General features: G+C 45.2%; 23 protein-coding genes. 11 read left to right on the forward strand and 12 right to left on the reverse strand.

Going from position 1 to position 22,744, the window contains the following annotated elements; genetic code table 11:
* Positions 1-84: 84 nt before the first annotated feature.
* From AACS00_RS13600 to argC, 3 genes are all read right to left on the reverse strand, one after another.
* Entirely contained in the window at positions 85-1,296 is a 1,212-nt protein-coding gene (locus AACS00_RS13600; RefSeq protein WP_110167725.1) for an argininosuccinate synthase, read from the reverse strand.
* A gap of 98 nt (positions 1,297-1,394) precedes the next feature.
* Positions 1,395-2,186 carry an acetylglutamate kinase gene (gene argB / locus AACS00_RS13605; protein ID WP_072670468.1) on the reverse strand — a complete coding sequence of 264 codons (792 nt, stop codon included), beginning with the start codon at positions 2,184-2,186 and terminating at the stop codon, positions 1,395-1,397.
* Between the two features lie 23 nt (positions 2,187-2,209).
* Entirely contained in the window at positions 2,210-3,211 is a 1,002-nt protein-coding gene (gene argC, locus AACS00_RS13610) for an N-acetyl-gamma-glutamyl-phosphate reductase (RefSeq protein ID WP_072670469.1), read from the reverse strand.
* Positions 3,212-3,363: 152 nt separating this feature from the next.
* On the opposite strand from argC, the gene argE reads away from it, so the two are divergent.
* The 3 genes from argE to AACS00_RS13625 all read left to right on the forward strand — a co-directional run bounded on the left by argE (position 3,364) and on the right by AACS00_RS13625 (position 8,322).
* Positions 3,364-4,506: an acetylornithine deacetylase gene (argE, locus tag AACS00_RS13615; protein WP_072670470.1), complete on the forward strand. Its 1,143-nt coding sequence runs from the start codon at positions 3,364-3,366 to the stop codon at positions 4,504-4,506.
* A 289-nt stretch (positions 4,507-4,795) separates the two neighbouring features.
* A complete protein-coding gene (gene ppc / locus AACS00_RS13620; RefSeq protein ID WP_110167726.1) occupies positions 4,796-7,429 on the forward strand; it encodes a phosphoenolpyruvate carboxylase in 2,634 nt (877 codons plus the stop codon).
* Between the two features lie 353 nt (positions 7,430-7,782).
* Complete coding sequence (locus AACS00_RS13625) at positions 7,783-8,322, forward strand: PadR family transcriptional regulator (RefSeq protein ID WP_110167782.1); 540 nt, start codon at positions 7,783-7,785, stop codon at positions 8,320-8,322.
* Positions 8,323-8,430: 108 nt separating this feature from the next.
* On the opposite strand, the gene cysE is transcribed toward AACS00_RS13625, so the two are convergent.
* From cysE to epmA, 5 genes are all read right to left on the reverse strand, one after another.
* Complete coding sequence (gene cysE / locus AACS00_RS13630) at positions 8,431-9,252, reverse strand: serine O-acetyltransferase (RefSeq protein WP_072670472.1); 822 nt, start codon at positions 9,250-9,252, stop codon at positions 8,431-8,433.
* Positions 9,253-9,389: 137 nt separating this feature from the next.
* Complete coding sequence (gpsA, locus tag AACS00_RS13635; protein WP_110167783.1) at positions 9,390-10,424, reverse strand: NAD(P)H-dependent glycerol-3-phosphate dehydrogenase; 1,035 nt, start codon at positions 10,422-10,424, stop codon at positions 9,390-9,392.
* Between the two features lie 182 nt (positions 10,425-10,606).
* Positions 10,607-11,074, reverse strand: coding sequence for a protein-export chaperone SecB (secB, locus tag AACS00_RS13640; protein ID WP_004394468.1), 468 nt, complete (start codon positions 11,072-11,074; stop codon positions 10,607-10,609).
* 168 nt (positions 11,075-11,242) lie between these two features.
* Positions 11,243-11,677: a rhodanese-like domain-containing protein gene (locus AACS00_RS13645; protein ID WP_072670473.1), complete on the reverse strand. Its 435-nt coding sequence runs from the start codon at positions 11,675-11,677 to the stop codon at positions 11,243-11,245.
* A 71-nt stretch (positions 11,678-11,748) separates the two neighbouring features.
* Positions 11,749-12,723 (reverse strand): elongation factor P--(R)-beta-lysine ligase, encoded by a 975-nt coding sequence (gene epmA / locus AACS00_RS13650; RefSeq protein WP_110167727.1) that lies wholly within the window; start codon positions 12,721-12,723, stop codon positions 11,749-11,751.
* A 315-nt stretch (positions 12,724-13,038) separates the two neighbouring features.
* On the opposite strand from epmA, the gene frdA reads away from it, so the two are divergent.
* From frdA to frdD, 4 genes are read left to right on the forward strand one after another with little or no spacing between them, the layout of a single operon-like run.
* The gene (gene frdA, locus AACS00_RS13655; protein WP_072670475.1) at positions 13,039-14,850 is read left to right on the forward strand and encodes a fumarate reductase (quinol) flavoprotein subunit; all 1,812 of its coding nucleotides are present in this window, start codon (positions 13,039-13,041) and stop codon (positions 14,848-14,850) included.
* Positions 14,850-15,608 carry a succinate dehydrogenase/fumarate reductase iron-sulfur subunit gene (locus AACS00_RS13660; RefSeq protein ID WP_072670476.1) on the forward strand — a complete coding sequence of 253 codons (759 nt, stop codon included), beginning with the start codon at positions 14,850-14,852 and terminating at the stop codon, positions 15,606-15,608. The genes frdA and AACS00_RS13660 overlap by 1 nt, the downstream gene beginning before the upstream one ends.
* Before the next feature lies 1 nt (position 15,609).
* Positions 15,610-15,993, forward strand: a complete 384-nt coding sequence (gene frdC / locus AACS00_RS13665; RefSeq protein ID WP_072670477.1) for a fumarate reductase subunit FrdC — start codon at positions 15,610-15,612, stop codon at positions 15,991-15,993.
* Between the two features lie 11 nt (positions 15,994-16,004).
* Positions 16,005-16,370, forward strand: coding sequence for a fumarate reductase subunit FrdD (gene frdD, locus AACS00_RS13670; protein ID WP_072670478.1), 366 nt, complete (start codon positions 16,005-16,007; stop codon positions 16,368-16,370).
* Between the two features lie 74 nt (positions 16,371-16,444).
* On the opposite strand, the gene efp is transcribed toward frdD, so the two are convergent.
* A complete protein-coding gene (efp, locus tag AACS00_RS13675; protein ID WP_072670479.1) occupies positions 16,445-17,011 on the reverse strand; it encodes an elongation factor P in 567 nt (188 codons plus the stop codon).
* A gap of 32 nt (positions 17,012-17,043) precedes the next feature.
* On the opposite strand from efp, the gene epmB reads away from it, so the two are divergent.
* Positions 17,044-18,066 carry an EF-P beta-lysylation protein EpmB gene (epmB, locus tag AACS00_RS13680; RefSeq protein WP_072670480.1) on the forward strand — a complete coding sequence of 341 codons (1,023 nt, stop codon included), beginning with the start codon at positions 17,044-17,046 and terminating at the stop codon, positions 18,064-18,066.
* Positions 18,067-18,234: 168 nt separating this feature from the next.
* A complete protein-coding gene (locus AACS00_RS13685; protein ID WP_072670481.1) occupies positions 18,235-18,705 on the forward strand; it encodes an MgtC/SapB family protein in 471 nt (156 codons plus the stop codon).
* A gap of 81 nt (positions 18,706-18,786) precedes the next feature.
* Here the strand turns inward: AACS00_RS13685 and groL are convergent, their stop codons facing one another.
* Complete coding sequence (gene groL, locus AACS00_RS13690) at positions 18,787-20,424, reverse strand: chaperonin GroEL (protein ID WP_072670482.1); 1,638 nt, start codon at positions 20,422-20,424, stop codon at positions 18,787-18,789.
* A gap of 75 nt (positions 20,425-20,499) precedes the next feature.
* Complete coding sequence (locus tag AACS00_RS13695; RefSeq protein WP_072670483.1) at positions 20,500-20,790, reverse strand: co-chaperone GroES; 291 nt, start codon at positions 20,788-20,790, stop codon at positions 20,500-20,502.
* Positions 20,791-21,114: 324 nt separating this feature from the next.
* On the opposite strand from AACS00_RS13695, the gene AACS00_RS13700 reads away from it, so the two are divergent.
* Both AACS00_RS13700 and AACS00_RS13705 read left to right on the forward strand, forming a co-directional pair.
* A complete protein-coding gene (locus AACS00_RS13700) occupies positions 21,115-21,744 on the forward strand; it encodes a helix-turn-helix transcriptional regulator (protein ID WP_072670485.1) in 630 nt (209 codons plus the stop codon).
* A 224-nt stretch (positions 21,745-21,968) separates the two neighbouring features.
* On the forward strand, positions 21,969-22,310 hold the full coding sequence (locus AACS00_RS13705; protein ID WP_110167729.1) for a DUF3135 domain-containing protein: 342 nt from the start codon (positions 21,969-21,971) through the stop codon (positions 22,308-22,310).
* Here the strand turns inward: AACS00_RS13705 and AACS00_RS13710 are convergent.
* Complete coding sequence (locus AACS00_RS13710; RefSeq protein WP_072670487.1) at positions 22,273-22,737, reverse strand: DUF805 domain-containing protein; 465 nt, start codon at positions 22,735-22,737, stop codon at positions 22,273-22,275. The two genes, AACS00_RS13705 and AACS00_RS13710, sit on opposite strands and share 38 nt — an antisense overlap.
* Positions 22,738-22,744 lie beyond the last annotated feature (7 nt).

The following is a 22,744-nucleotide window of genomic DNA, read 5'->3' on the forward strand; positions in this document are numbered from 1 at the left end:
CTTGTACTCGGGTTAAAAACAAGGATCGCTTAGCGATCCTTGTGGACGAATCTCTTACAGTACCATCACTCCATATCCTGATGGTTATTTGTTTTCGTTCATGGCACGAATCCGACTGGCTAAGGAGTACAAACGAATGAACCCACCAGCATGACTTTGGTCATACACTTCATCAGCCCCAAAGGTAGCAAACGCTTCTGAATACAAACTGTTCGCAGAACGTTTCTGAGTGGCGATCGCTTGCCCTTTGTAAAGCTTGATCACCACTTCACCATTAACCTGCTGAGCGAGCTGATCGGCAGCGGCAAACACTGCTTCACGTAGTGGGGTGAACCAACGGCCATCATACACCAGATGTGAGGCTTTAATGCCAAGCTCTTCACGAAACTCAAACGATGCTTTATCTAGTACCAACTGTTCAACCGCACGTAGCGCTTCCATCATAATCGTCCCCCCCGGAGTTTCATAACAGCCGCGAGATTTCATACCGACCAGACGGTTTTCAACAATATCGATTCGACCAACACCATGTTTAGCGCCTTTTTCGTTCAAATAAACTAAGGCGTTATAAGGTGTCATCAATTCACCATCAACACCAACTACCTGACCTTTTTCCACTTGTAAAGTGACATACTCAGCTTCATTTGGTGCTTGTTCAGGATCAACGGTCCATACCCAGCAGTCCTCATTAGGGGCATTCCAAGTACTCTCGAGTACGCCACCTTCCGTCGAAATGTGCCACGCATTAGCATCACGTGAATAGATTTTAGTCAACGATGCAGCGCAAGGGATATTACGTTCAGCCAAATAGTCGAGGCACTCTTCGCGGCTGACAATATCCCATTCTCGCCATGGCGCGATTACATGTAAATCCGGTGCAAGGGCAGCAAACGCGCCTTCAAAACGTACTTGATCGTTACCTTTACCAGTACAACCATGACACAGGGCATCAGCGCCTACTTTACGAGCGATCTCTACTTGCGCTTTCGCAATAATTGGCCGAGCCATTGAGGTCCCTAGCAGGTATTTTCCTTCATAATACGCCCCCGTCTTTAAGGTTGGATAAATATACTCAGCAACCATCTGTTCTTTTAAATCGACGACATAACACTCTGAAGCACCCGAGGCTTTCGCTTTTTCTTCAATACCTTGTAGCTCTTCTTCTCCTTGGCCGACATCTGCGACAAAGGCAACAACTTCACAGGCATAGTTTTCTTTTAACCATGGAATAATTACCGAAGTATCCAGACCACCAGAATAGGCAACCACTACTTTATTAACTTGAACTTTACTCATTGACGCTTTCTCCATTGCCCAGTACCGCCGATTCACGGTCTGCACTAAGGCCTATTGATTGTGTTTAGTGGCTCTCCGCCACCGATTGCCTGTGTGATTTATTGTGGTAAAAATTGGGTTCCAATACTTTCACCAGCAAATAGCTTGTGCAGTTTCTCTGGGTAACGCCATGTCGCCACTTGAATAGGACGTCCCAAATCATTGGCGGCCTCTAGCGCAGCCTTGACTTTAACGATCATGCCATCGGTGATCACTTTACCAGCAATCAAACTAGTCGCTTGCTGGGCATTTAAGCTGGCCAATAAATGCCCTTTGCCATCCAAGACTCCACTCACATCAGAGAGCAAAACTAACTCGGCATCCAAAGCACCGGCTACCGCCACCGCCGCTTGATCGGCATTGACATTCATCATTTGTCCGCTTGCAGTAAGACCAATCGAACTGATGATCGGTAGCCCGCCAGCATTAAGAATGGCTTGTAACAGTTGTGAATTACCCGGCAGAGCTTTACCTACCGCCCCAAGCTCAGGATCGAGCTCTTCAACTTGACATAGGCCACCATCCGCTAAACATAATCCGATAGCATTCAAACCGTCTTTTATGGCTTGTCCTTGGAGCATTTTATTGGCCGTTCCTGCTAACGCTCCGGCAATAAAAGGAATTTGTTCATAAGGGGTAACACGTAGCCCTTCTTTCTTTACCGTCGGCAGGTGTAATTTTGCCATTAACTCATCAACCAAATAACCGCCACCATGAACAATGACAATTCGTCGCTGAGCTTGAGCTTGATACAGTGCGATAGCGCCAAACAATTTGCTTAGCGTGTCAGAACAAGACAGCGCTGCGCCGCCTAATTTAATCACCAATGGATTATGCTGTGTATCTATCATATTTCACCCTTACGCTTGGTGCTTTACACCAAAGCCGTTAGCTCAGAAAAACCGTAATGAATATTTAAACATTGCATCGCTTGACTCGATGCCCCTTTTAACAAATTATCAATCGCCGAAACGACGATCAGATGCTGGCCCTGTACACGCCAACCCAAATCGCAAAATGGCGTAAATTCAACATCTTTAATCGATGGTAAACTGGATTTCAGTCTGACCGCGGGTTTATCAGCATAAGCTTGAATAAACGCCTCATCGACCTGCTGCGCTGTGACACCAGCAGCCAACTTCATGGTTATCGTCGCTAAAATGCCCCGTTTAAAATTACCCAGATGAGGAGTGAAGATCACCTCACAGCCTAGATGGGTGGCAATTTCTGGTTGGTGACGATGAGTAAAGACGCCATAAGGTTGTAAACTCACTTCGCAAAAACTGTTGCTTAGGGTGGCTTTTCTACCAGCGCCAGTTACACCACTGGTCGCATTAATCACTGGCCACTGCTCAGTATCGAGTAAACTTGCGTTAATCAATGGCTTGATAGCCAACTGCGCCGCTGTCGGATAGCATCCCGCCACGGCTATCAGTGAACCATGCTGAATCGCTTCCCGATTCCATTCCGCTAAGCCGTAAACCGCTTTGTCTAACCATTCACGATGTTGGTGGTCAAAACCATAATAATTGGGATAGAACCCCTCACTTTTCACACGAAAAGCACCAGATAAGTCAAACACCTGACAACCTTGGGCAAGAAAAATTGGTGCTAGGTCGTGACTGACTTCATGTGCTGTAGCTAAAAACACCACATCGCAGTCACTCGCAACAACAAGTGGGTCAACGAGAGGCTGAATCTCCATATCAACCAAATTCGCTAGTTTACCGTGCAACTCGGCCATTGATTTTCCTGCATCGAGGCTGTTGGCGGAAACATATAAACCTGCTAGTTTGAGTTGAGGGTGTTTTTCCACCATCAGTGCCAATTCAGCACCGGTATAGCCACTTGCACCAATAATTGCGGTTTTTAACATTAATACCCATCCCAAACGGAGCAAAACCTAAATTAAAACTGATTTTTAATTTATAAAAACGGGTTTTAATTGGTTTTTTATTCATAAAAAGTGATTTAATATGTGTTTTACATTTTCAGCGATATTCTGTCAATAGTAGGAGCAAAGATAATATGCAATTACCCAGTTTCTTGGAGGTCTATTCGGGCCTGATTTCCACGCCTTCCATTAGCTCCACTGACCCAACATGGGATCACGGTAATAGTGAGGTGATTGCTAAATTAGCAGAATGGTTTGAAGCGCTCGGTTTTACCACCCAAGTGGAAGAGGTTGCGCCAGGAAAACATAATTTAATTGCCCAAAAAGGCACTGGTGAAGGTGGGTTACTCTTAGCAGGACACAGTGATACCGTGCCTTTTGATCAAGGCCGCTGGAACTTTGAACCTCATGCTTTAACTCAGGCCAACGATCGTTTCTACGGCTTAGGCACAGCTGATATGAAGGGTTTTTTTGCTTTCATTTATCAGGCAGTCAAAAATATCGATTGGAGTAAGCAAAATAAACCCCTGTATGTTTTAGCGACCTGTGATGAAGAGACGACTATGTTGGGTGCCAGACATTTTACAGCTAACGCGCCTTTTCAACCCGATTACTGCATTATTGGTGAACCGACCAGCTTAGTGCCAGTTCGTGGACATAAAGGCCACGTCGCCAATGCGATTCGTGTTACAGGGCAGTCTGGTCATTCATCCAATCCTGCGCTGGGCGTTAATGCGATTGAGATTATGTACGAAGTCATGTTTGCCCTGATGCAACTGCGTGACCGACTGATTAAAGAGTATCATCACCCGGGCTTCGAGATCCCAAGCCCGACCCTCAACCTCGGCCATATTCATGGCGGCGATAGTCCGAACCGTATCTGTGGCTGCTGTGAGCTGCATTATGATGTCCGGCCTTTACCGGGAATTAGCTTAGATGGGCTCGATAATCTACTGCGCGGTGCACTCAAAGATGTTCAAGACAAATGGCCTGGCCGTATTGCGATTGAAGCATTACATGAGCCGATCCCTGGTTATGAATGCCAGCACGATCACCCGTTTATTCTTGGCGTGAGCGAACTGTGTGGACAACCCTCACAAACGGTCAATTATTGCACCGAAGCTCCGTTTCTACAGCAGTTATGTCCAACTCTAGTTCTTGGTCCCGGCTCTATCGATCAAGCGCATCAACCCGATGAATATTTATCCTTCGATTTTATCGAACCGACCGTGAATATTCTTTCTCAAGCCATCAATAAATACTGCTTTACTGAGTAATCCTTTTTCCTCCGCGCCGCTCGTTGAACCGCGTTGATAGCGAGAGCGGCGCAGCCCCCCATTCAAAGATTCAAATCCATAATGCTGGCATAACCATGATAACGATTTCGGTCAATTGTAAGAAAATTTCAACAAAATAAGTTATTTTGCCACCATTTCTCTAACAAAATACAGCCTGACATAAATGAAATCTTTGTATGCTTTGTTTGACTCCACTAGACAAACTTCGCTAGATTGTGTAATTAAATAGATGACATTGGATGTAATTTTTTTACAAGGCAGGATGATAATGAATGAAAAATACGCCGCTCTAAAAAGTAACGTGAGCATGCTGGGTCGATTACTAGGGCAAACCATCCAAGCCGCTGACGGCGACGTTATTTTGGCAAAAGTCGAAACCATCCGACAACTTTCTAAATCAGCTCGAGCAGGCAACCAAGCCGACCGAGAAAAACTCATCGAAGAAATCAAGCACCTCAATAATGATCAACTGACTCCGGTCGCGCGCGCTTTTAATCAATTTCTCAACTTAACCAATATCGCTGATCAATATCACACTATTTCTCGACACAGTGAAGACCATCTAGACGACTCCAATGCACTGCAAAGCTTGTTTAGCAAATTAGCGGATAAAAAAATCAGCCAATTTGATGCAATCCAAGCCGTTCGTGATTTAAACATCGAATTAGTTCTTACCGCTCATCCGACTGAGATCACTCGTCGTACTATGATCAATAATTTGGTCAAAATTAACCAATGTTTATCGAATCTTGAACTGAGCGATCTGTCTTCTAAAGAGCGTCAAAAAACCGAACGTCGTCTAGAGCAGTTAATTGCTCAGGGCTGGCACTCTGACGTCATTCGTAAGCAACGCCCAACACCACTCGATGAAGCAAAATGGGGCTTTGCCGTCGTTGAGAACTCACTCTGGCAAGCCGTTCCAGAATTTTTACGTGAGTTAAACGATAATATTAAGGCTAACCTTGGTGAAGGGTTACCGATTGACGCACGGCCAGTGCATTTTTCATCTTGGATGGGTGGAGATCGCGACGGTAACCCCTTTGTAACCCATAGTGTGACACGTGAAGTCTTACTCCTCTCACGCTGGAAAGCCGCCGATTTATACTTAGCTGATATTAATGAATTGATCAGCGAATTATCCATGACCAAGTGCACAGAGGCGCTACGCACTTTAGCGGGCGAAGAAGAGCACGAACCTTATCGCGCCGTTCTTAAAGGTGTACGCAGTTTATTGCAAGAAACACTGGATATTCTCGATAGCAAGTTACATGGCCAAAAACTGGCGGTTAAAGCGCCTTTACGGACCGAGAGCCAGCTATGGGATCCATTATACGCGTGCTATCAATCACTGCATGAGTGTGGCATGGGCGTCATTGCTGACGGTTCGCTACTCGATGCTCTACGCCGAGTGAAGGCTTTTGGTATCCACTTGGTTCGTCTCGATATTCGTCAAGAAAGTAGCCGCCATGCCGAAGCATTGTCCGAGCTTACTCGCTACCTAGGCATTGGCGATTACAATCAGTGGAGCGAACAAGACAAACTGGCTTTTTTAACCAATGAACTGAGCTCCAAACGTCCACTACTTCCATTGGATTGGCAGCCGTCTGAATCGGTAAAAGAGGTTTTAGAAACGTGCAAAATTATTGCAGCTCAACCGCAAGATGCCTTTGGTGCTTATGTAATTTCTATGGCTCATACCGCCTCTGATGTCTTAGCTGTCCATCTATTATTAAAAGAGTCTGGCTGTCCTTATCGAATGAGTGTTTGCCCATTGTTTGAAACGCTCGACGATCTCAATAATGCTGAAAGCGTAATCAAACAGCTACTCGCGATTGATCTCTATCGTGGCTTCATTCAAAACCAACAAATGGTAATGATTGGCTATTCTGATTCTGCAAAAGATGCAGGGGTGATGGCCGCCGGATGGGCTCAATATCGGGCTATGGAAGACCTAGTCAAGGTGTGCGAAGAAGAAAGCATTGATCTCACGTTATTCCATGGTCGTGGTGGCTCGATTGGTCGTGGTGGTGCGCCTGCTCATGCAGCGCTGTTGTCTCAACCACCGAAGAGTTTAAAAGCCGGATTACGCGTCACCGAACAAGGGGAAATGATTCGTTTTAAACTTGGCTTGCCCGAAGTTGCCATCAACAGCTTACATCTTTACGCCAGCGCTATTTTAGAAGCGAACCTACTACCACCACCAGAACCAAAGCAAGAGTGGCGCGACTTAATGGAGGTTCTCTCACAAGTCTCTTGTGAAGCGTATCGAGCTATTGTGCGTGGTGAAGCGGATTTTGTCCCTTACTTCCGTCAAGCAACGCCTGAACTTGAACTCGGAAAACTACCGCTTGGCTCTCGCCCAGCCAAACGTAATCCGCAAGGTGGTGTGGAGAGCCTACGAGCGATTCCTTGGATCTTCTCATGGAGTCAAAACCGTTTGGTTCTCCCAGCTTGGCTCGGCGCTGGTGAAGCGATTCAATACTCGGTTGATAAAGGCCACCAAGCTCTGCTCGAAGAGATGTGTCGTGAATGGCCATTCTTCTCCACTCGCTTAGGCATGTTAGAGATGGTATACACAAAATGTAACCTTGATGTCTCTCGTTACTATGACCAACGCTTGGTCGAGCCAGCATTACGTCCATTGGGTGATCGCTTACGAGACCAGCTCCAAAAAGACATCAAAACGGTACTCAATGTTGAAAACAATGAGAACCTGATGCAAAGCGATCCGTGGGGCCATGAGTCGATTCGTCTGCGTAACATCTACGTCGAGCCATTGAACATGCTGCAAGCTGAATTGTTGTATCGGACTCGTCAATCCACCGAGGCGGATCCCGAGTTAGAGGAAGCGTTGATGGTCACCATTGCAGGCATTGCAGCCGGAATGCGCAATACAGGTTGATTAAATTAGCATAAAACTCTAAGCAAAGAGCAAAAGGCCATCTTTAGATGGCCTTTTATAGGCTCGGGCGCGATTATTGAGAAAATTATCAACTTTTTTATTGAAAAAACTGTTTTTATTCTACTTTATGCTTATTATTTAGATATAATGCAAAACCCTGTGATGCCCTAATAACTATTTCAAATCACAGTCCAATCAATACAACATCATAATCCTAGGTGATACAGGCTTTTTAAGGTGACAGTGACAGCACTCGATGCTGCGTGACTGATACCTCATATCCCAATGTGCCGATAGAAGTACATAAGATGGTTCAGTCAATTACGAAGTTACTCACCATTTGGATTAAAGACATGTCATTACCACACGTTATTCTTACCGTTCTTAGTACTCGTGATGCTACTGGATACGATATCACTAAGGAATTTTCAGCCAGTATTGGCTATTTTTGGAAGGCAAGTCATCAACAAGTTTACCGTGAACTGAATAAAATGGGGCAACAAGGGCTAGTGACTTGTGTACTAGAGCCTCAAGATGGCAAGCCTGATCGTAAAGTTTACTCAATCACCGAAACGGGCCGTTGTGCTCTAGGTGAATGGTTTGACCAACCAACGGCACATCCAACGGTTAGAGATGAATTCAGCGCTAAGCTCATGGCGTGCTCAGTACAATCTGCTGAACCTTATCGTCTCCAATTAATTGGATTAATCGAAGAATCTCGTAAGCTTGTTAGCCACTATCAAGATATCGAGTCAGCCTATTATGCAAATCCTGCGATGATGGATAAACAGCAACGTTTAGAACGCCTAACCTTGCGTCGTAATTTGCTCACTCGTCAAGCATGGATCGAATGGGCGGAAGAGACGCTCGCTGAGCTCAATGCGATGGTTTGATTGACTCAACATGAAAAAGAGGATGCCGAGCATCCTCTTTTTTTGTTGGTTTGCTTCCCTTCCTAACCGCCACTCAAAGTGGTCAGGGCAGCTAAGGGGGATAGTCGGTCAAATACCATCACCACCAATAAAGGTTTGTGAACGACCATTAAATTGCTGGTCCATATCTAATGAGGGCTTATCGGTTTTCGGACGACCGACAATACGCGCAGGCACTCCAGCAACCGTTGTATGGGGAGGCACTGGCTGTAGTACCACAGAACACGAACCAATTTTCGCGCCTTCGCCAACTTCTATGTTGCCAAGGATTTTTGCCCCAGCGCCAATCATCACTCCTTCACGAATTTTCGGATGGCGATCACCACACTCTTTTCCGGTACCGCCTAGTGTCACATCTTGTAAAATGGATACATCATCTTCAACAACGGCTGTTTCACCAATCACAATCCCTGTTGCATGATCAAGCATGATTCCGCAACCAATCTTGGCCGCAGGATGAATATCTACCTGACAAGCGACTGAAATTTGATTTTGTAAATAGGTAGCTAATGCGATACGCCCTTGCTTCCACAGCCAGTTCGCGACACGATACCCCTGTAGCGCATGATAACCTTTTAAATACAATAGCGGCATTGAGTACATGGATACAGCCGGATCACGATTGACGGTAGCGCAAATATCACACGCAGCAAACTCACTAATCGTCGGATCTGCAGCCAACGCCTCTTCCACCACTTCACGTACCGCCATTGCTGGCATGGATGCTGTATTGAGTTTATTGGCTAAAATATAGCTTAATGCCGCTGACAAACTATCATGCTTAATGATCGTCGCGTGATAAAAACTCGCCAACATCGGCTCTTGCTCGGATTGTTCACGAGCTTCTTGGATGATGGTTTGCCAAACTTTTTTTTGTGCGCACTGCTTCATTTTATTTTGCCTTTCACTGAGTTAGCCTCATCACGCTCATCCTCCAGACGGGTCGCGATAGCACTATCCTTCCACAGTATCTATCAGGTATTAGAAATTCAATCGTTATCGATGACTAATGACACTAACAACATCGATTATTGCTCAGCTTTTTTATCTCGTGCGAGCAAGTCTTGCGCAGCCAAACGGGCATCTTTGCCTTGATATAATACCTGATAGATTTGCTCGACAATCGGCATCTCAACGCCCATACGTGCAGCCAATAACGACACTTCCTTAGTATTACGATAACCTTCAACCACTTGCCCAATCTCTTGCTGAGCAGTGTCCACCGCTTTCCCTTGACCTAATGCCAAACCAAAACGACGGTTACGAGACTGGTTATCGGTACACGTTAACACTAAGTCACCTAATCCTGCCATCCCCATAAAGGTTTCTGGCTGTGCTCCTAAGGCAGCGCCAAGACGAGACATCTCCGCTAAACCTCGAGTAATTAACGCCGTACGTGCATTAGCACCAAAACCAATCCCGTCCGACATGCCTGCACCAATCGCAATCACGTTTTTTACCGCACCGCCAAGCTGCATGCCGATAAAATCATGATTGGCGTACACTCGGAATGTTTTATTACAATGGATTTTTTCCTGCAAGTCAGCGACAAACTGAGCATCAGGTGAAGCTACCGCTATTGCCGTCGGCATACCCATCGCGAGCTCTTTTGCAAAAGTAGGTCCAGACAGTACCGCTAATGGAACGTGATCGCCGAGAATTTCATGCGCAACGTCTTGTAATAAACGCCCGGTTTCAGGCTCAAGGCCTTTGGTTGCCCAGCAAAGACGGCTATCTTGACGCAAATAAGGCTGTAAACTGCGTAATACAACCCCAAAGACATGGCTCGGAACGACAACCAGCAGATCTTGACTGGCTTGCACCGCTTTCGATAAATCAGATTCAATGATTAAACTGTCTGGGAACGCAATTCCAGGAAGGAACTCTTGGTTGGCACGATCAGCCTGTAGACGAGCCATGTGCTGAGGATCATGCCCCCATAGCACTATATTAGCTCCATTACGTGCTAATGAAATGGCCAGAGAAGTCCCGTAAGAACCGGCACCGATCACCGTCATGGTGATCGGTTCGGCATTAATAGAGTGTGCTTTCGAATCGGTCATTTTTTTACCTAATAAATAGTGAATGAATGGATGAATCACCTGAACGGCTCGTAACAGCACATTAGATCGAAGCTAAAAACAAAAATGCACATCGCTTAGCTCAATGAGCAGCTCTGTGCATTTTTCTACCTATTTCTTAGCTACGTCAAGTAGTCAGGAATTATAGACAACCATCAATCCAATTAAGCTTGCGCGGTTTCACCAGCAGCTTGCTGTTGTAGGTAGTTCATAAATAGAGCATCGAAGTTAACTGGCGCTAGATTTAATTGCGGGAAAGTACCTTTAACCACTAGGCTAGAGATGGTTTCACGAGCATAAGGGAAAAGAATATTTGGGCAGAATGCGCCTAAACAATGAGCCAATTGCCCCGCTTCCATTTGTTCAGCAGTAAAGATACCCGCTTGTTGAACTTCACACAGGAAGGCGGTTTCTTCCGCATTTTTTACTGTCACAGTCAGACGAAGCACAACTTCGTATACGCCTTCACCCAGTTCGCGACTTTGCGTGTCCAAATCCAGCTTGACGTCTGGATTCCACTCTTTTTGAAACATAGTCGGAGAGTTTGGCGCTTCAAAAGAAACGTCTTTGAGGAAAATGCGTTGAATTGCGAAATTTTGTTGTGGTGCTTCTTGTTGTGCGGCTTCAGCCATGATTAAAATCCTTAATATCAAAAATAGTGGTCAGTTAACTGTCTTGAGACTAAACGAGTATCGGCAAAATCATCCAGAGTAAGTTGCCAAGCAATGGCAACTCTCACTAATCGAATCATTTAGCACAGCTTGTGACAAGCAACATTACTCAAAATAACACAGCAACGATTACTTTTTGCCACGAACCAAAGGTAACTTCGCTTCGCTCCACGTCACTAAACCATTTTTAAGCAGACTCACATTTTCAAATCCTGCTTTGGCCAGAAGTGTCGCAGCTTCACGAGCATTATGACCCGTTTTACATACAACAATGATGGGGTCTGTTTTGTGTTTTTCAATAGCAGGGAAGTTACCCGCTTTAATCTCAGATAATAAAATGTGAACTGCGTCGGTAATATGTCCCTGCTTGTATTCATCTTTAGTACGAATATCAACCACAATCCCATTCTCACGGTTCATTAAATGGGTTACCTGAGCGGCACCGATCTCTTTATAGACCGCGGTAGAAGATTTATAAATATTTAAAATCAACGCGATAAACACCCCTACCCATGCGAGGGAGAGGATCATGTTCTGTTGAAAAAAGTCAATGTACTCTTGCATATCCTGTGCTCTTACAGTGGAAGTTCAAAACAGTGATGGAGTATAACGGGCTTGCCAGTTTGACGCGAGTGCTAAGCGCGAGGAAAAGGAAAAGCCGTGACCTTATCAATGTGATCTTCACCTAAAGCCAACATAATCAAACGATCAATACCTAATGCGACTCCCGCGCAAGCTGGTAATCCTGAGGTCAAAGCCGCAAGCAAATTTTCATCGATCGGCTGCGCAACAAGACCCATAGCAATTCTTTTTTGGTTGTCTTGCTCAAAGCGCTTACGCTGCTCAGCCGCATCGTCTAGTTCATGGAATCCATTCGCTAATTCAATACCTTTAAAATACACCTCAAAGCGATCTGCAACTCGTGGATCGTTTCGGTTTACCTTGGCTAACGCGGCTTGAGAGGCCGGAAAATCGTACACAAATACGGGTTTCTGCTGACCAATGTGATTTTCAACACCCATACTGAATAGTAGTTGTAACAAAGTATCGCGATCTTGCTCAGGCTCAGCAATATCACTAAGCCCTAACTGAGCAGCCACTTGCTTAAGCTCAGCTAAGCTGGCTTCAAGCGGACAAACGTTTAACACCTGCAAAAACGCGTGTTGATAAGTCATTCTCTCCGCGGTATCGGTGGAGAGTATCTTCTGCAACAAAGCATCCACCTCATCCATCAAATCATGATGATCAAAACCGACCCGATACCATTCGAGGAGCGTAAACTCTGGATTATGATAACGACCATTTTCTTCATTACGAAACGCTTTATTAATTTGATAAATAGAACCACTACCGGCTGCCAGTAAGCGTTTCATATGAAATTCAGGGCTGGTCATCAGATACAAGGTTTGCCCAGCCGCATAATCTGGTCCAACAAATTGAGTTTGAAAGGTTTGTAGATGGATATCGGTTACCGTCGCCTGACTCATGGCGGGCGTATCCACCTCTAATACCTCACGCTCAGCAAAAAACTGGCGGATATCCTGTAATAAACGGGCACGCTGTTGCAATTGGAGGATTGATGCACTCGGCATCCACTGTGGCTGGCTCATAAAAAGTATCAGTTATCGAATCAAGAGCATCATTTTACTCTGAGAAACTAAAAAACCAAGTAAACCACCACACACATTATGTACGTGATCGTTATCACACAAAGCGCATTAAGTATGCTTGTACTTGCACTACTGAAGCAAAAACCCAACAGAATCAATTTTTTCTTTGTTCTGCTCTTCTACACTAGAGCCAGCACTTGAGTTCAAGTGTTGAGTAGCGAGAGCGGATCAAGAGTATTTCTAGCCGCATCACGCGCCACATAATAATCAGAGGCAATAACCAAACCTCACAATACACTACACTGGAGGATAACTGTGCAAACGATTACCACAGATATCGCAGTCATCGGCGCTGGTGGCGCTGGTCTTCGTACTGCTATTGCAGCGGCTGAAGCTAACCCAAATTTAGAAGTTGCACTAATTTCTAAAGTTTACCCTATGCGTTCCCATACCGTTGCCGCTGAAGGTGGCTCCGCAGCAGTTATCAAGGAAGAAGACAGCCTAGACAATCACTTTAACGATACCGTTGGTGGTGGTGACTGGCTGTGTGAACAGGATGTCGTTGAATATTTCGTTGCTAATGCAACCCGTGAAATGATCCAGATGGAACAATGGGGTTGCCCTTGGAGTCGTAAAGACAACGGGGAAGTCAACGTCCGTCGTTTTGGAGGCATGAAAGTTGAGCGCACTTGGTTTGCCGCTGATAAAACCGGCTTTCATATGCTGCACACCCTCTTCCAAACCTCAATTAAATACCCACAAATTAAACGTTTTGACGAATACTTTGTGGTCGATTTATTGGTGGTTGATGGTGAAGTACAAGGTCTGATTGCCATTCATATGGCTGAAGGTGAACTGGTCGTTATTAAAGCAAAATCTGTGGTACTCGCCACCGGTGGTGCTGGCCGTGTTTACCACTGTAATACCAACGGTGGCATTGTAACCGGTGATGGTATGGCAATGGCTTATCGTCATGGCGTGCCACTGCGTGATATGGAATTTGTCCAGTATCACCCAACAGGTTTACCGGGTACGGGGATTTTGATGACCGAAGGTTGCCGTGGTGAAGGCGGTATCATCGTCAATAAACATGGTTATCGTTATTTACAAGATTACGGCATGGGGCCAGAAACGCCTGTCGGTCAGCCAAAAAATAAATACATGGAACTTGGCCCGCGTGACAAAGTGTCACAAGCCTTCTGGCATGAACAGCAAAAAGGCAACACCATCAAGCATCCGCTCGGTGATGTAGTACACCTCGATCTTCGTCATCTTGGTGAAGAGTATCTGCAAGAACGTTTACCGTTCATTTGCGAACTTGCCAAGGCTTACGTTAACGTTGATCCAGCGAAAGAACCCATTCCAATTCGCCCGACCGTACATTACACCATGGGTGGTATCGAAACCAATGGCCAGTGTGAAACTCGCATTAAAGGCTTATTTGCTGTGGGTGAATGTGCCTCGGTGGGCCTACACGGTGCCAACCGTTTAGGCTCTAACTCATTAGCTGAATTTGTTGTCTTTGGCCGTGTCGCAGGTGAACATGCGGCGCAACGTGCAGAGAGCTTTAAAGGCTGGGATGAATCCGCGATAAACCAACAAGTCAAAGCGGTTGAAGATCGCATTCAAGCCTTAATGAATCAAGAAGGTGATGAAAACTGGGCAACAATTCGCACCGAAATGGGTCACACCATGGAAGCCGGTTGTGGTATCTATCGTCAAGCTGATTTGATGCAAACCACCATCGATAAGTTAGCCGAACTGAAAGAGCGTTATAAGCGCATCAGCATCAAAGATAAAGGCAAAGTCTTTAACACCGATCTGCTGTATGCGATTGAAGTCGGTTATGGCTTAGAAGTAGCGCAAGCCATGGCACACTCAGCCATGCTACGCAAAGAATCTCGCGGTGCTCATCAGCGCTTAGATGAAGGTTGTACTGAACGTGATGATGTGAACTTCCTGAAACACTCATTAGCCTTCTATCAACCTGATAACGCGCCAAAGATTGATTATAGCGATGTAAAAATCACTAAATCTCAACCGAAAGCGCGCCTCTACGGTGAAGCCGCCGATCAAGCCGCCGCCGCAGAAAAAGCCGCTGAGCAACGCGCAGAGGAGCAAAAATAATGGCAGCAAACCGTATGCAAAAAGTTGATATTTTACGTTACGACCCAGAGAAAGATGCAAAGCCTCATTTACAGGCGTTTGAAATACCGTTTGATGACACAATGTCAGTCCTCGATGCTCTTGGTTACATCAAAGATAATGTCGATAAAGATCTCGCTTATCGTTGGTCTTGTCGGATGGCGATTTGCGGCTCTTGCGGCATCATGGTCAATGGTGTGCCTAAGTTAGCCTGCAAAAGCTTCCTACGTGATTATCCAAACGGCGTAAAAATTGAACCACTCGCCAACTTTGCGATTGAGAAAGATCTGATCGTTGATATGACGCCGTTTATCGAACGGCTAGAAGCGATTAAACCTTATATCATTGGCAATGATCGCACCCCTGAAGATGGCGCAAACTTACAAACGCCAGAACAAATGGCCCGTTATAAACAGTTTGCTGGCTGCATTAACTGCGGTTTGTGTTACGCCGCTTGCCCTCAGTTTGGACTTAACTCTGAGTTTATCGGCCCAGCGGCACTGACCTTGGCACACCGCTATAACTTGGATAGCCGAGATAACGGTAAAGCGGAACGCATGAAGCTGATCAACGGTGATAACGGCGCTTGGGGCTGTACCTTTGTCGGTTACTGCTCAGAAGTCTGTCCAAAACATGTCGATCCTGCCGCTGCGGTTAACCAAGGCAAAATCGAATCTTCAATGGATTTCGTTATTGCCATGTTGAAACCTGACGGTTCACCTAAAAAAGTGGAGGCATAGAATGAGTAATCGTAAACCTTACGTTCGTGAAATGACCCGTACGTGGTGGAAGGATGATCCTTTCTATCGTCTTTATATGCTACGCGAAGCAACGGTACTGCCACTCATCCTATTCACGCTATTTTTGACTATTGGGCTCGGTGCTTTAGTCAAAGGCCCTGAGGCTTGGCAAAGCTGGTTGGCGTTTATGGCAAATCCACTGGTGGTGGCAATTAATATCGTTGCCCTAGCGGGAAGCTTATTCCATGCACACACCTTTTTTGGCATGATGCCGCAGGTAATGCCCATTCGCATTAAAGGTAAGTTGCTGGATAAAAAGATCATTGTCTTAACTCAGTGGGCGGCAGTAGCTGCCATTTCACTGATTGTCCTCATTGTGGTGTAAGGAGCTTTATTGTGGTGAATACCAATCCAAAACGTTCAGATGAACCCGTATGGTGGAGTTTATTTGGTGCTGGTGGTACTTGGTTTGCAATGATTACCCCAGTAACGGTACTCGTACTTGGGATCATGGTTCCACTGGGTATGATTGATGCGCAAGCCTTAAGCTATGAGCGTGTAACTGCTTTCGCAACCAGTATTATTGGCGCCCTATTTATTATCGGCACCTTGGCGTTACCAATGTGGCATGCCATGCACCGTCTACACCATGGTATGCATGATCTGAAATTCCACACTGGCCTCGCCGGAAAAATTGCCTGTTATGCTTTTGCCGCGCTGATTTCTGTATTAGCCATCGTGTTTGTTTTTCTACTCTGGTAATAAACCCCAAAACTAAGATCGAACAAGCCAGCGTTATACGCTGGCTTGTTTTGTCTGACACTAAATATCAACTCTTATTTTACGCGTCCAACGTATTCGCCACTACGAGTGTCAACCTTGATGATTTCACCAATAGCGATAAATAGTGGAACTCGAACGACAGCACCCGTTGCTAGAGTGGCAGGCTTACCACCCGTTCCTTGAGTGTCCCCTTTTAGGCCAGGATCAGTTTCGGTCACTTCTAATTCAACGAAATTTGGCGGCGTAACAGAAATTGGGTTACCATTCCACAAAGTCAAAGTACAGCTAGTGTTTTCAACCAACCATTTAGCGCTATCACCCACGGATTTAACATCGGCAGCAATTTGCTCAAAGGTTTCGTTGTTCATAAAGTGATAGAATTCACCATCACTGTACAAATAATCCAGATCGATATCGATTACATCTGCCACTTCAGCAGAATCACCGGACTTGAAGGTTTTCTCTAACACTTTACCAGAAAGTAATTTACGGATGCGTACACGGTTAAATGCCTGACCTTTACCTGGCTTCACATACTCATTTTCGAGAATGACACAAGGCTCATTATCAAGCATAATTTTCAAACCGCCTTTAAATTCGTTCGTGCTAACAGTAGCCATTTTTTCCTCTTACCTTCTTCGAGTTAAATTCAATGCCAAATATAATAACCCGAAAACACCAATCTGTTGAGCAAAACTGGCTACAACAGCTAGCGAATGGGATTTCCGATCCCGAGCAACTACTTACTCGGTTGGCTATCGATCCTACCCCTTGGCGTTCAGGTTTTAAAGCTAGAGCGCTTTTTGCACAGCGAGTGCCAGAGAGTTTCGTGGAACGAATGGAAAAAGGAAACCCGGATGATCCCCTTTTACGTCAAGTGCTGCCATTAAGTGACGAATTTATTATTCAACCTGGCTACTCAACCGATCCACTTGAAGAGCAAAATAACTCGACGCCAGGATTATTGCATAAATACCGTAACCGCTGCTTACTGATCGTCAAAGGCGGCTGCGCGATAAATTGTCGTTATTGTTTTCGACGTCATTTCCCTTATCAAGATAATAAAGGCAATAAATCGGTGTGGCAGCAAAGTCTCGACTACATCGCCCAGCATCCACAGCTTAATGAAGTGATTCTCTCTGGGGGGGATCCATTAATGGCAAAAGATCATGAACTGACTTGGCTAGTCGAACAGATTGCTGCCATTCCTCATATTAAACGGTTACGGATTCACTCTCGATTGCCCGTGGTAATTCCAGCTCGCATTACCGATGAGCTAGTAAGCTTATGTGCCGAAACTCGTTTGCAGGTGATCCTTGTTACTCATATTAATCATGCCAATGAAATTAATGCTGAACTAAACCAACAGCTAACCCGCCTAAGCGCCGTCAAAGTCACCCTACTCAATCAAAGCGTGTTATTAAAAGGTGTCAACGATTCCGTAGATGCTCAAGTAGCATTAAGTGAAGCATTATTTGATGCTGGGATCCTACCTTATTACTTACATGTATTGGATAAAGTACAAGGTGCAGCTCATTTTTATGTCAGTGATGATCAAGCCAGAGCAATTATCGCGGGATTAATCGAGCAAGTTTCAGGCTACTTAGTTCCCAAACTAACCAGAGAAATCGGTGGTCGCCCAAGTAAAACGCCATTGGATCTCCATCTCGAATAATTCATCAATCATATCAATCACCATGCCAAGCAGAAGCAAACCTTCGATAACTTGCGTAGTAAAGAGTATAACCATTTTTTATCAATACCAATAAAGTCTATGATTTAACTAATCAAACAAGATCACGCATACTGACGCTTTTGTCGCGCGCTCACTTTTGGAGAGACCATGTTCACTTTAGATACCTTACTCGACCTAGGGCCATTCAATTGGTACGCACTCTTTTGTTGTGCGGTTAATGGATTGTTAATCGGTATCGAGCGACAAACTCGTGGCAAACCCGTTGGCATAAGAACGTCAATTTTGATCATCTCTGGGACTTACTTTTTTATGGCAATGGCAGTGTCTTTGTCGCCAAATACCTTAGATCAAGCACGAGTGTTAGGACAAATCATTACTGGAGTAGGCTTTCTAGGGGCCGGCGTAATGATGACTCAAGATGGTAAAATCCATGGCGTCACTTCTGCCGCCGTGATCTGGGTACTAGCAGCACTTGGTTTAATGATCGGCTTAGGGTATTGGGTACAATCGGTGGTGATTACCTTACTGGTCTTATTAGTGCTCTATGGCGTCGATAAAGTAGAAAACACTTTTCAAAGCTTACGCCGTGGTGTTCATCAACGATTTCGTGGCCGTTAATCGCATCATTTCCCTCTTGATAAACATAAAAAAACCGGAGTTTTCACTCCGGTTTTTTACTGATTAGCGCTTAGGCTAGCATCACATCATGCCGCCCATGCCACCCATACCGCCCATATCAGGCATTGCTGGGCCATCTTTCTTCGGTAGCTCAGTTACCATCGCTTCTGTAGTGATCATTAGACCTGCAACTGAAGCAGCGAACTGTAGAGCACTACGAGTTACTTTGGTTGGATCCAAGATACCCATCTCGATCATATCGCCATATTCACCCGTTGCAGCGTTGTAACCGTAGTTACCTTCACCTGCACGAACATTGTTAGCCACCACTGAATCTTCTTCGCCAGCGTTTTTGACGATTTGACGAATCGGTGCTTCCATCGCACGAAGGGCAAGACGGATACCAACTGTCTGATCTTCGTTATCACCTTCAAGACCTGCTGCTTTAGCGGCTGCGCGGATCAGGGCTACACCACCACCAGCAACAACACCTTCTTCAACTGCAGCGCGAGTCGCGTGTAGTGCATCTTCTACGCGGTCTTTCTTCTCTTTCATTTCAACTTCAGTGGTTGCACCGACTTTGATTACAGCAACACCGCCAGCCAATTTAGCTACGCGCTCTTGCAGTTTCTCTTTGTCGTAATCTGATGTGGCATCTTCCACTTGTTGACGAATTTGCGCTACACGTCCTTTGATCGCACCTTCTTCACCAGCACCATCAATAATAGTGGTATTTTCTTTGGTGATAGTCACGCGCTTCGCTTGACCAAGATCTTCTAGGGTTGCTTTTTCTAGCTCGAGGCCAATCTCTTCAGAGATAACCGTACCACCAGTAAGAATAGCAATATCTTGTAGCATTGACTTACGACGGTCACCAAAGCCAGGCGCTTTAACGGCAGCAACTTTAACGATACCACGCATATTGTTAACAACAAGAGTGGCTAACGCTTCGCCTTCAACATCTTCCGCAACAATCAGTAATGGACGAGACGCTTTAGCTACGCCTTCAAGAGCTGGCAATAGTTCACGAATGTTAGAGATTTTCTTATCAACCAACAAGATGAATGGGTTATCTAGATCTACGCTACCCGCTTCTTGGTTGTTAATGAAGTAAGGAGATAGATAGCCACGATCAAACTGCATACCTTCGACAACATCAAGTTCATCTTGCAGACCTTGACCTTCTTCAACCGTGATCACACCATCACGACCAACTTTTTCCATTGCTTCAGCAATGATGTTACCTACACTTGAATCTGAGTTAGCAGAGATAGTACCAACTTGAGCAATCGCTTTAGTGTCTGCACATGGTGCTGATAGGTCTTTCAACGCTTCAACCGCAGCAACCACGGCTTTGTCGATACCACGTTTCAAGTCCATTGGGTTCATACCCGCCGCTACCGCTTTCAAGCCTTCAGTGATGATCGCTTGCGCTAATACTGTTGCTGTTGTGGTACCGTCACCAGAAGCGTCATTGGCTTGTGAAGCGACTTCTTTCAGCATCTGTGCGCCCATGTTCTGGAATTTATCTTCCAGTTCAATTTCACGTGCAACCGACACACCATCTTTAGTGATAACTGGAGCACCAAAGGATTTGTCTAAGACAACGTTACGACCTTTAGGACCAAGAGTCACTTTTACCGCGTCAGCTAGAATGTTGACACCTTCTAGCATTTTAATTCGTGCATCGTTACCAAATTTAACGTCTTTAGCAGCCATGTTTCATTTCCTTTTCTAAATTCTGTTTTAATCAATCGTTTTTGAATCAGAGCAAAAATTACTCAATGCTTACTCTTACTCGACAATCGCCATGATGTCGTTTTCAGATAGAATCAACACTTCTTTGCCATCAATCTTTTCTGTTTTAGTGCCATAGCCTTCAGCAAAAATTACCGTATCGCCGACCTTTACGTCGAGTTCTTTAACTGAACCATTCTCAAGGATACGGCCTTTACCTACCGCTAAAACCACACCACGAGTTGATTTTTCAGCCGCTGAGCCAGTTAGAACAATGCCACCAGCAGACTTAGATTCAACTTCTTTGCGTTCAACGATAACTCGGTCGTGTAATGGACGAATGTTCATCGGTCGTCTCTCCTGATTGTATTTTCTATGAGGTTAATGAAAAGGCTGATTGCTCAGCTTGTGACTGTTATGTGGGGGAGAAAGCCAGTGATCCCAAGGGGGGAAGAATAAAAAAAACGTGATTTGGTTAACAAATTTATCGAGAAAAAATTCAGCGACCTGAAGAAATGAGCGTCCGAAAATGATCCCTAGGATCTCAAATTGAATGTTCAATGGCCATTCAACGCTATTTGTTGGCCATAATTCCATGCCTTGATGATTGTAAATCCTTTGCTTTATTAAGCGGCTTATCCATAATAGACGGAGTAATTAAAGAGGAACATCATGAAAACCATAGAGCGGATTTTACACACCATCAAACGAGAAGGTGCTGTCACAGCAAAACAAGTGGCAAATGATCTGCGTATTACCACCATGGGAGCTCGACAACATTTACAAAGCCTCGAAGAAGAAGGGATCCTGATTTTCTATGATGTTAAAGTCAAAGTAGGCCGTCCAACTCGTCATTGGTCCTTAACCAAAAAAGGTCATGACCAGTTCGCGGATCGACATGGTGAGCTAACGATTCAAATGATCGATGCCGTTGAGCATCTATTCGGTCAAGATGGCTTAGCGAAAGTCACCGCAGAACGCGAATCACAGACACTGCAACATTATCAACAAGCGCTATTAGCCTGTGATGATTTAACAACTAAATTGCACACTTTAGTCAAATTGCGTGAACAAGAAGGCTATATGGCTGAACTAGAGTGTACGGAATGGGGTTATTTATTGATTGAAAATCACTGCCCTATCTGCCGAGCCGCTAAACGCTGCCCCGCACTCTGTGCATCAGAACTCAATGTGTTTAAACAACTACTTGGTCCAGAATGCCATATTGAACGCAGCGAGCACATCATTGAAGGCCAGCACCGCTGCGCTTATCGGATCGAACCCATCTCAGCCGACCTTTGAGAATGACAACTTATTTTCTGTTTCAATAATGAGAATGGTGTGATTCCTTTCTCATTATTTTGATCTGTTACCTATACTGATCATTAAGTCATTAGGAGAAGTGACCTGCAACCAGTAAAGATGTGGTTAGCTTCAACAGATCCGCTACTGGTTATGAGCACTCTCCTTATCATCCGTCATGGTTTATCCATGGTAGGGTACTCACAGAAGATAAGGTGCACTCAATGTCTCGATCACCCAGCCCCATCCAAGCTATTCCCTCTTTTGATGAGTTAATGCTGTTAGCGGAGCAGAATCCAGAAGCATTTCGCTCATTAAAACAATCGCTCTGTAATGAATTGATTGATTCCGCTTCCGCCATCATGCAAGAGCGATTACGCGCCCAGCAGAATCATATTGATCGCATACTCAGCCGCTGTAAAAACCCCCACCATGCAAATGTAAAACTGATGCAAGAACTGAGCATACAGTTCATCAAGTTTCGCGATGCCTTAGAGGGAGATAAACAACCAACGACCTCAGCACAAATCATTCCTTTCCAGGCTCGTCACGATGATTGGCGCTAATGGTATGGGGTGATTTCCCAAAACGATTATCGGCAGCTTTACCAGCAAGAAAGCCACATTCGACTAAAATCCAACTTCCACAGCCTAATGCAAGCAAAGCCAGTGCGGTTTCCCACCAGTTGGGAGCCGCAGCCATCGCCGTCTCCCCAACAGGCATGCCCATTCGCCCGAGTAACAATGGTAGATTCAATAGTAACCACCAACTCGACTTATCGCGATCATGCCAGCGCTTAGCCGTTACCGCTAAGTCTGGTAATAAAAGTCCAAGCAGTAGCAAAGGCCAAAGGTAAGCCGCAAAACTCGGCAACCAGCGGCTCACTGTTAACATGAAAACAATAATGGTTAAATAGTAACCTAGATTCCATAACCAATAGGTTTGGCGACCAATCCGGCCATGGAAAGAGAACAATAATTGGGTTAATGGCATCACTTGC

Source organism: Vibrio sp. 11986-1-5 (genome assembly GCF_963878025.1).
Taxonomy (GTDB): Bacteria; Pseudomonadota; Gammaproteobacteria; order Enterobacterales; family Vibrionaceae; genus Vibrio; species Vibrio injensis.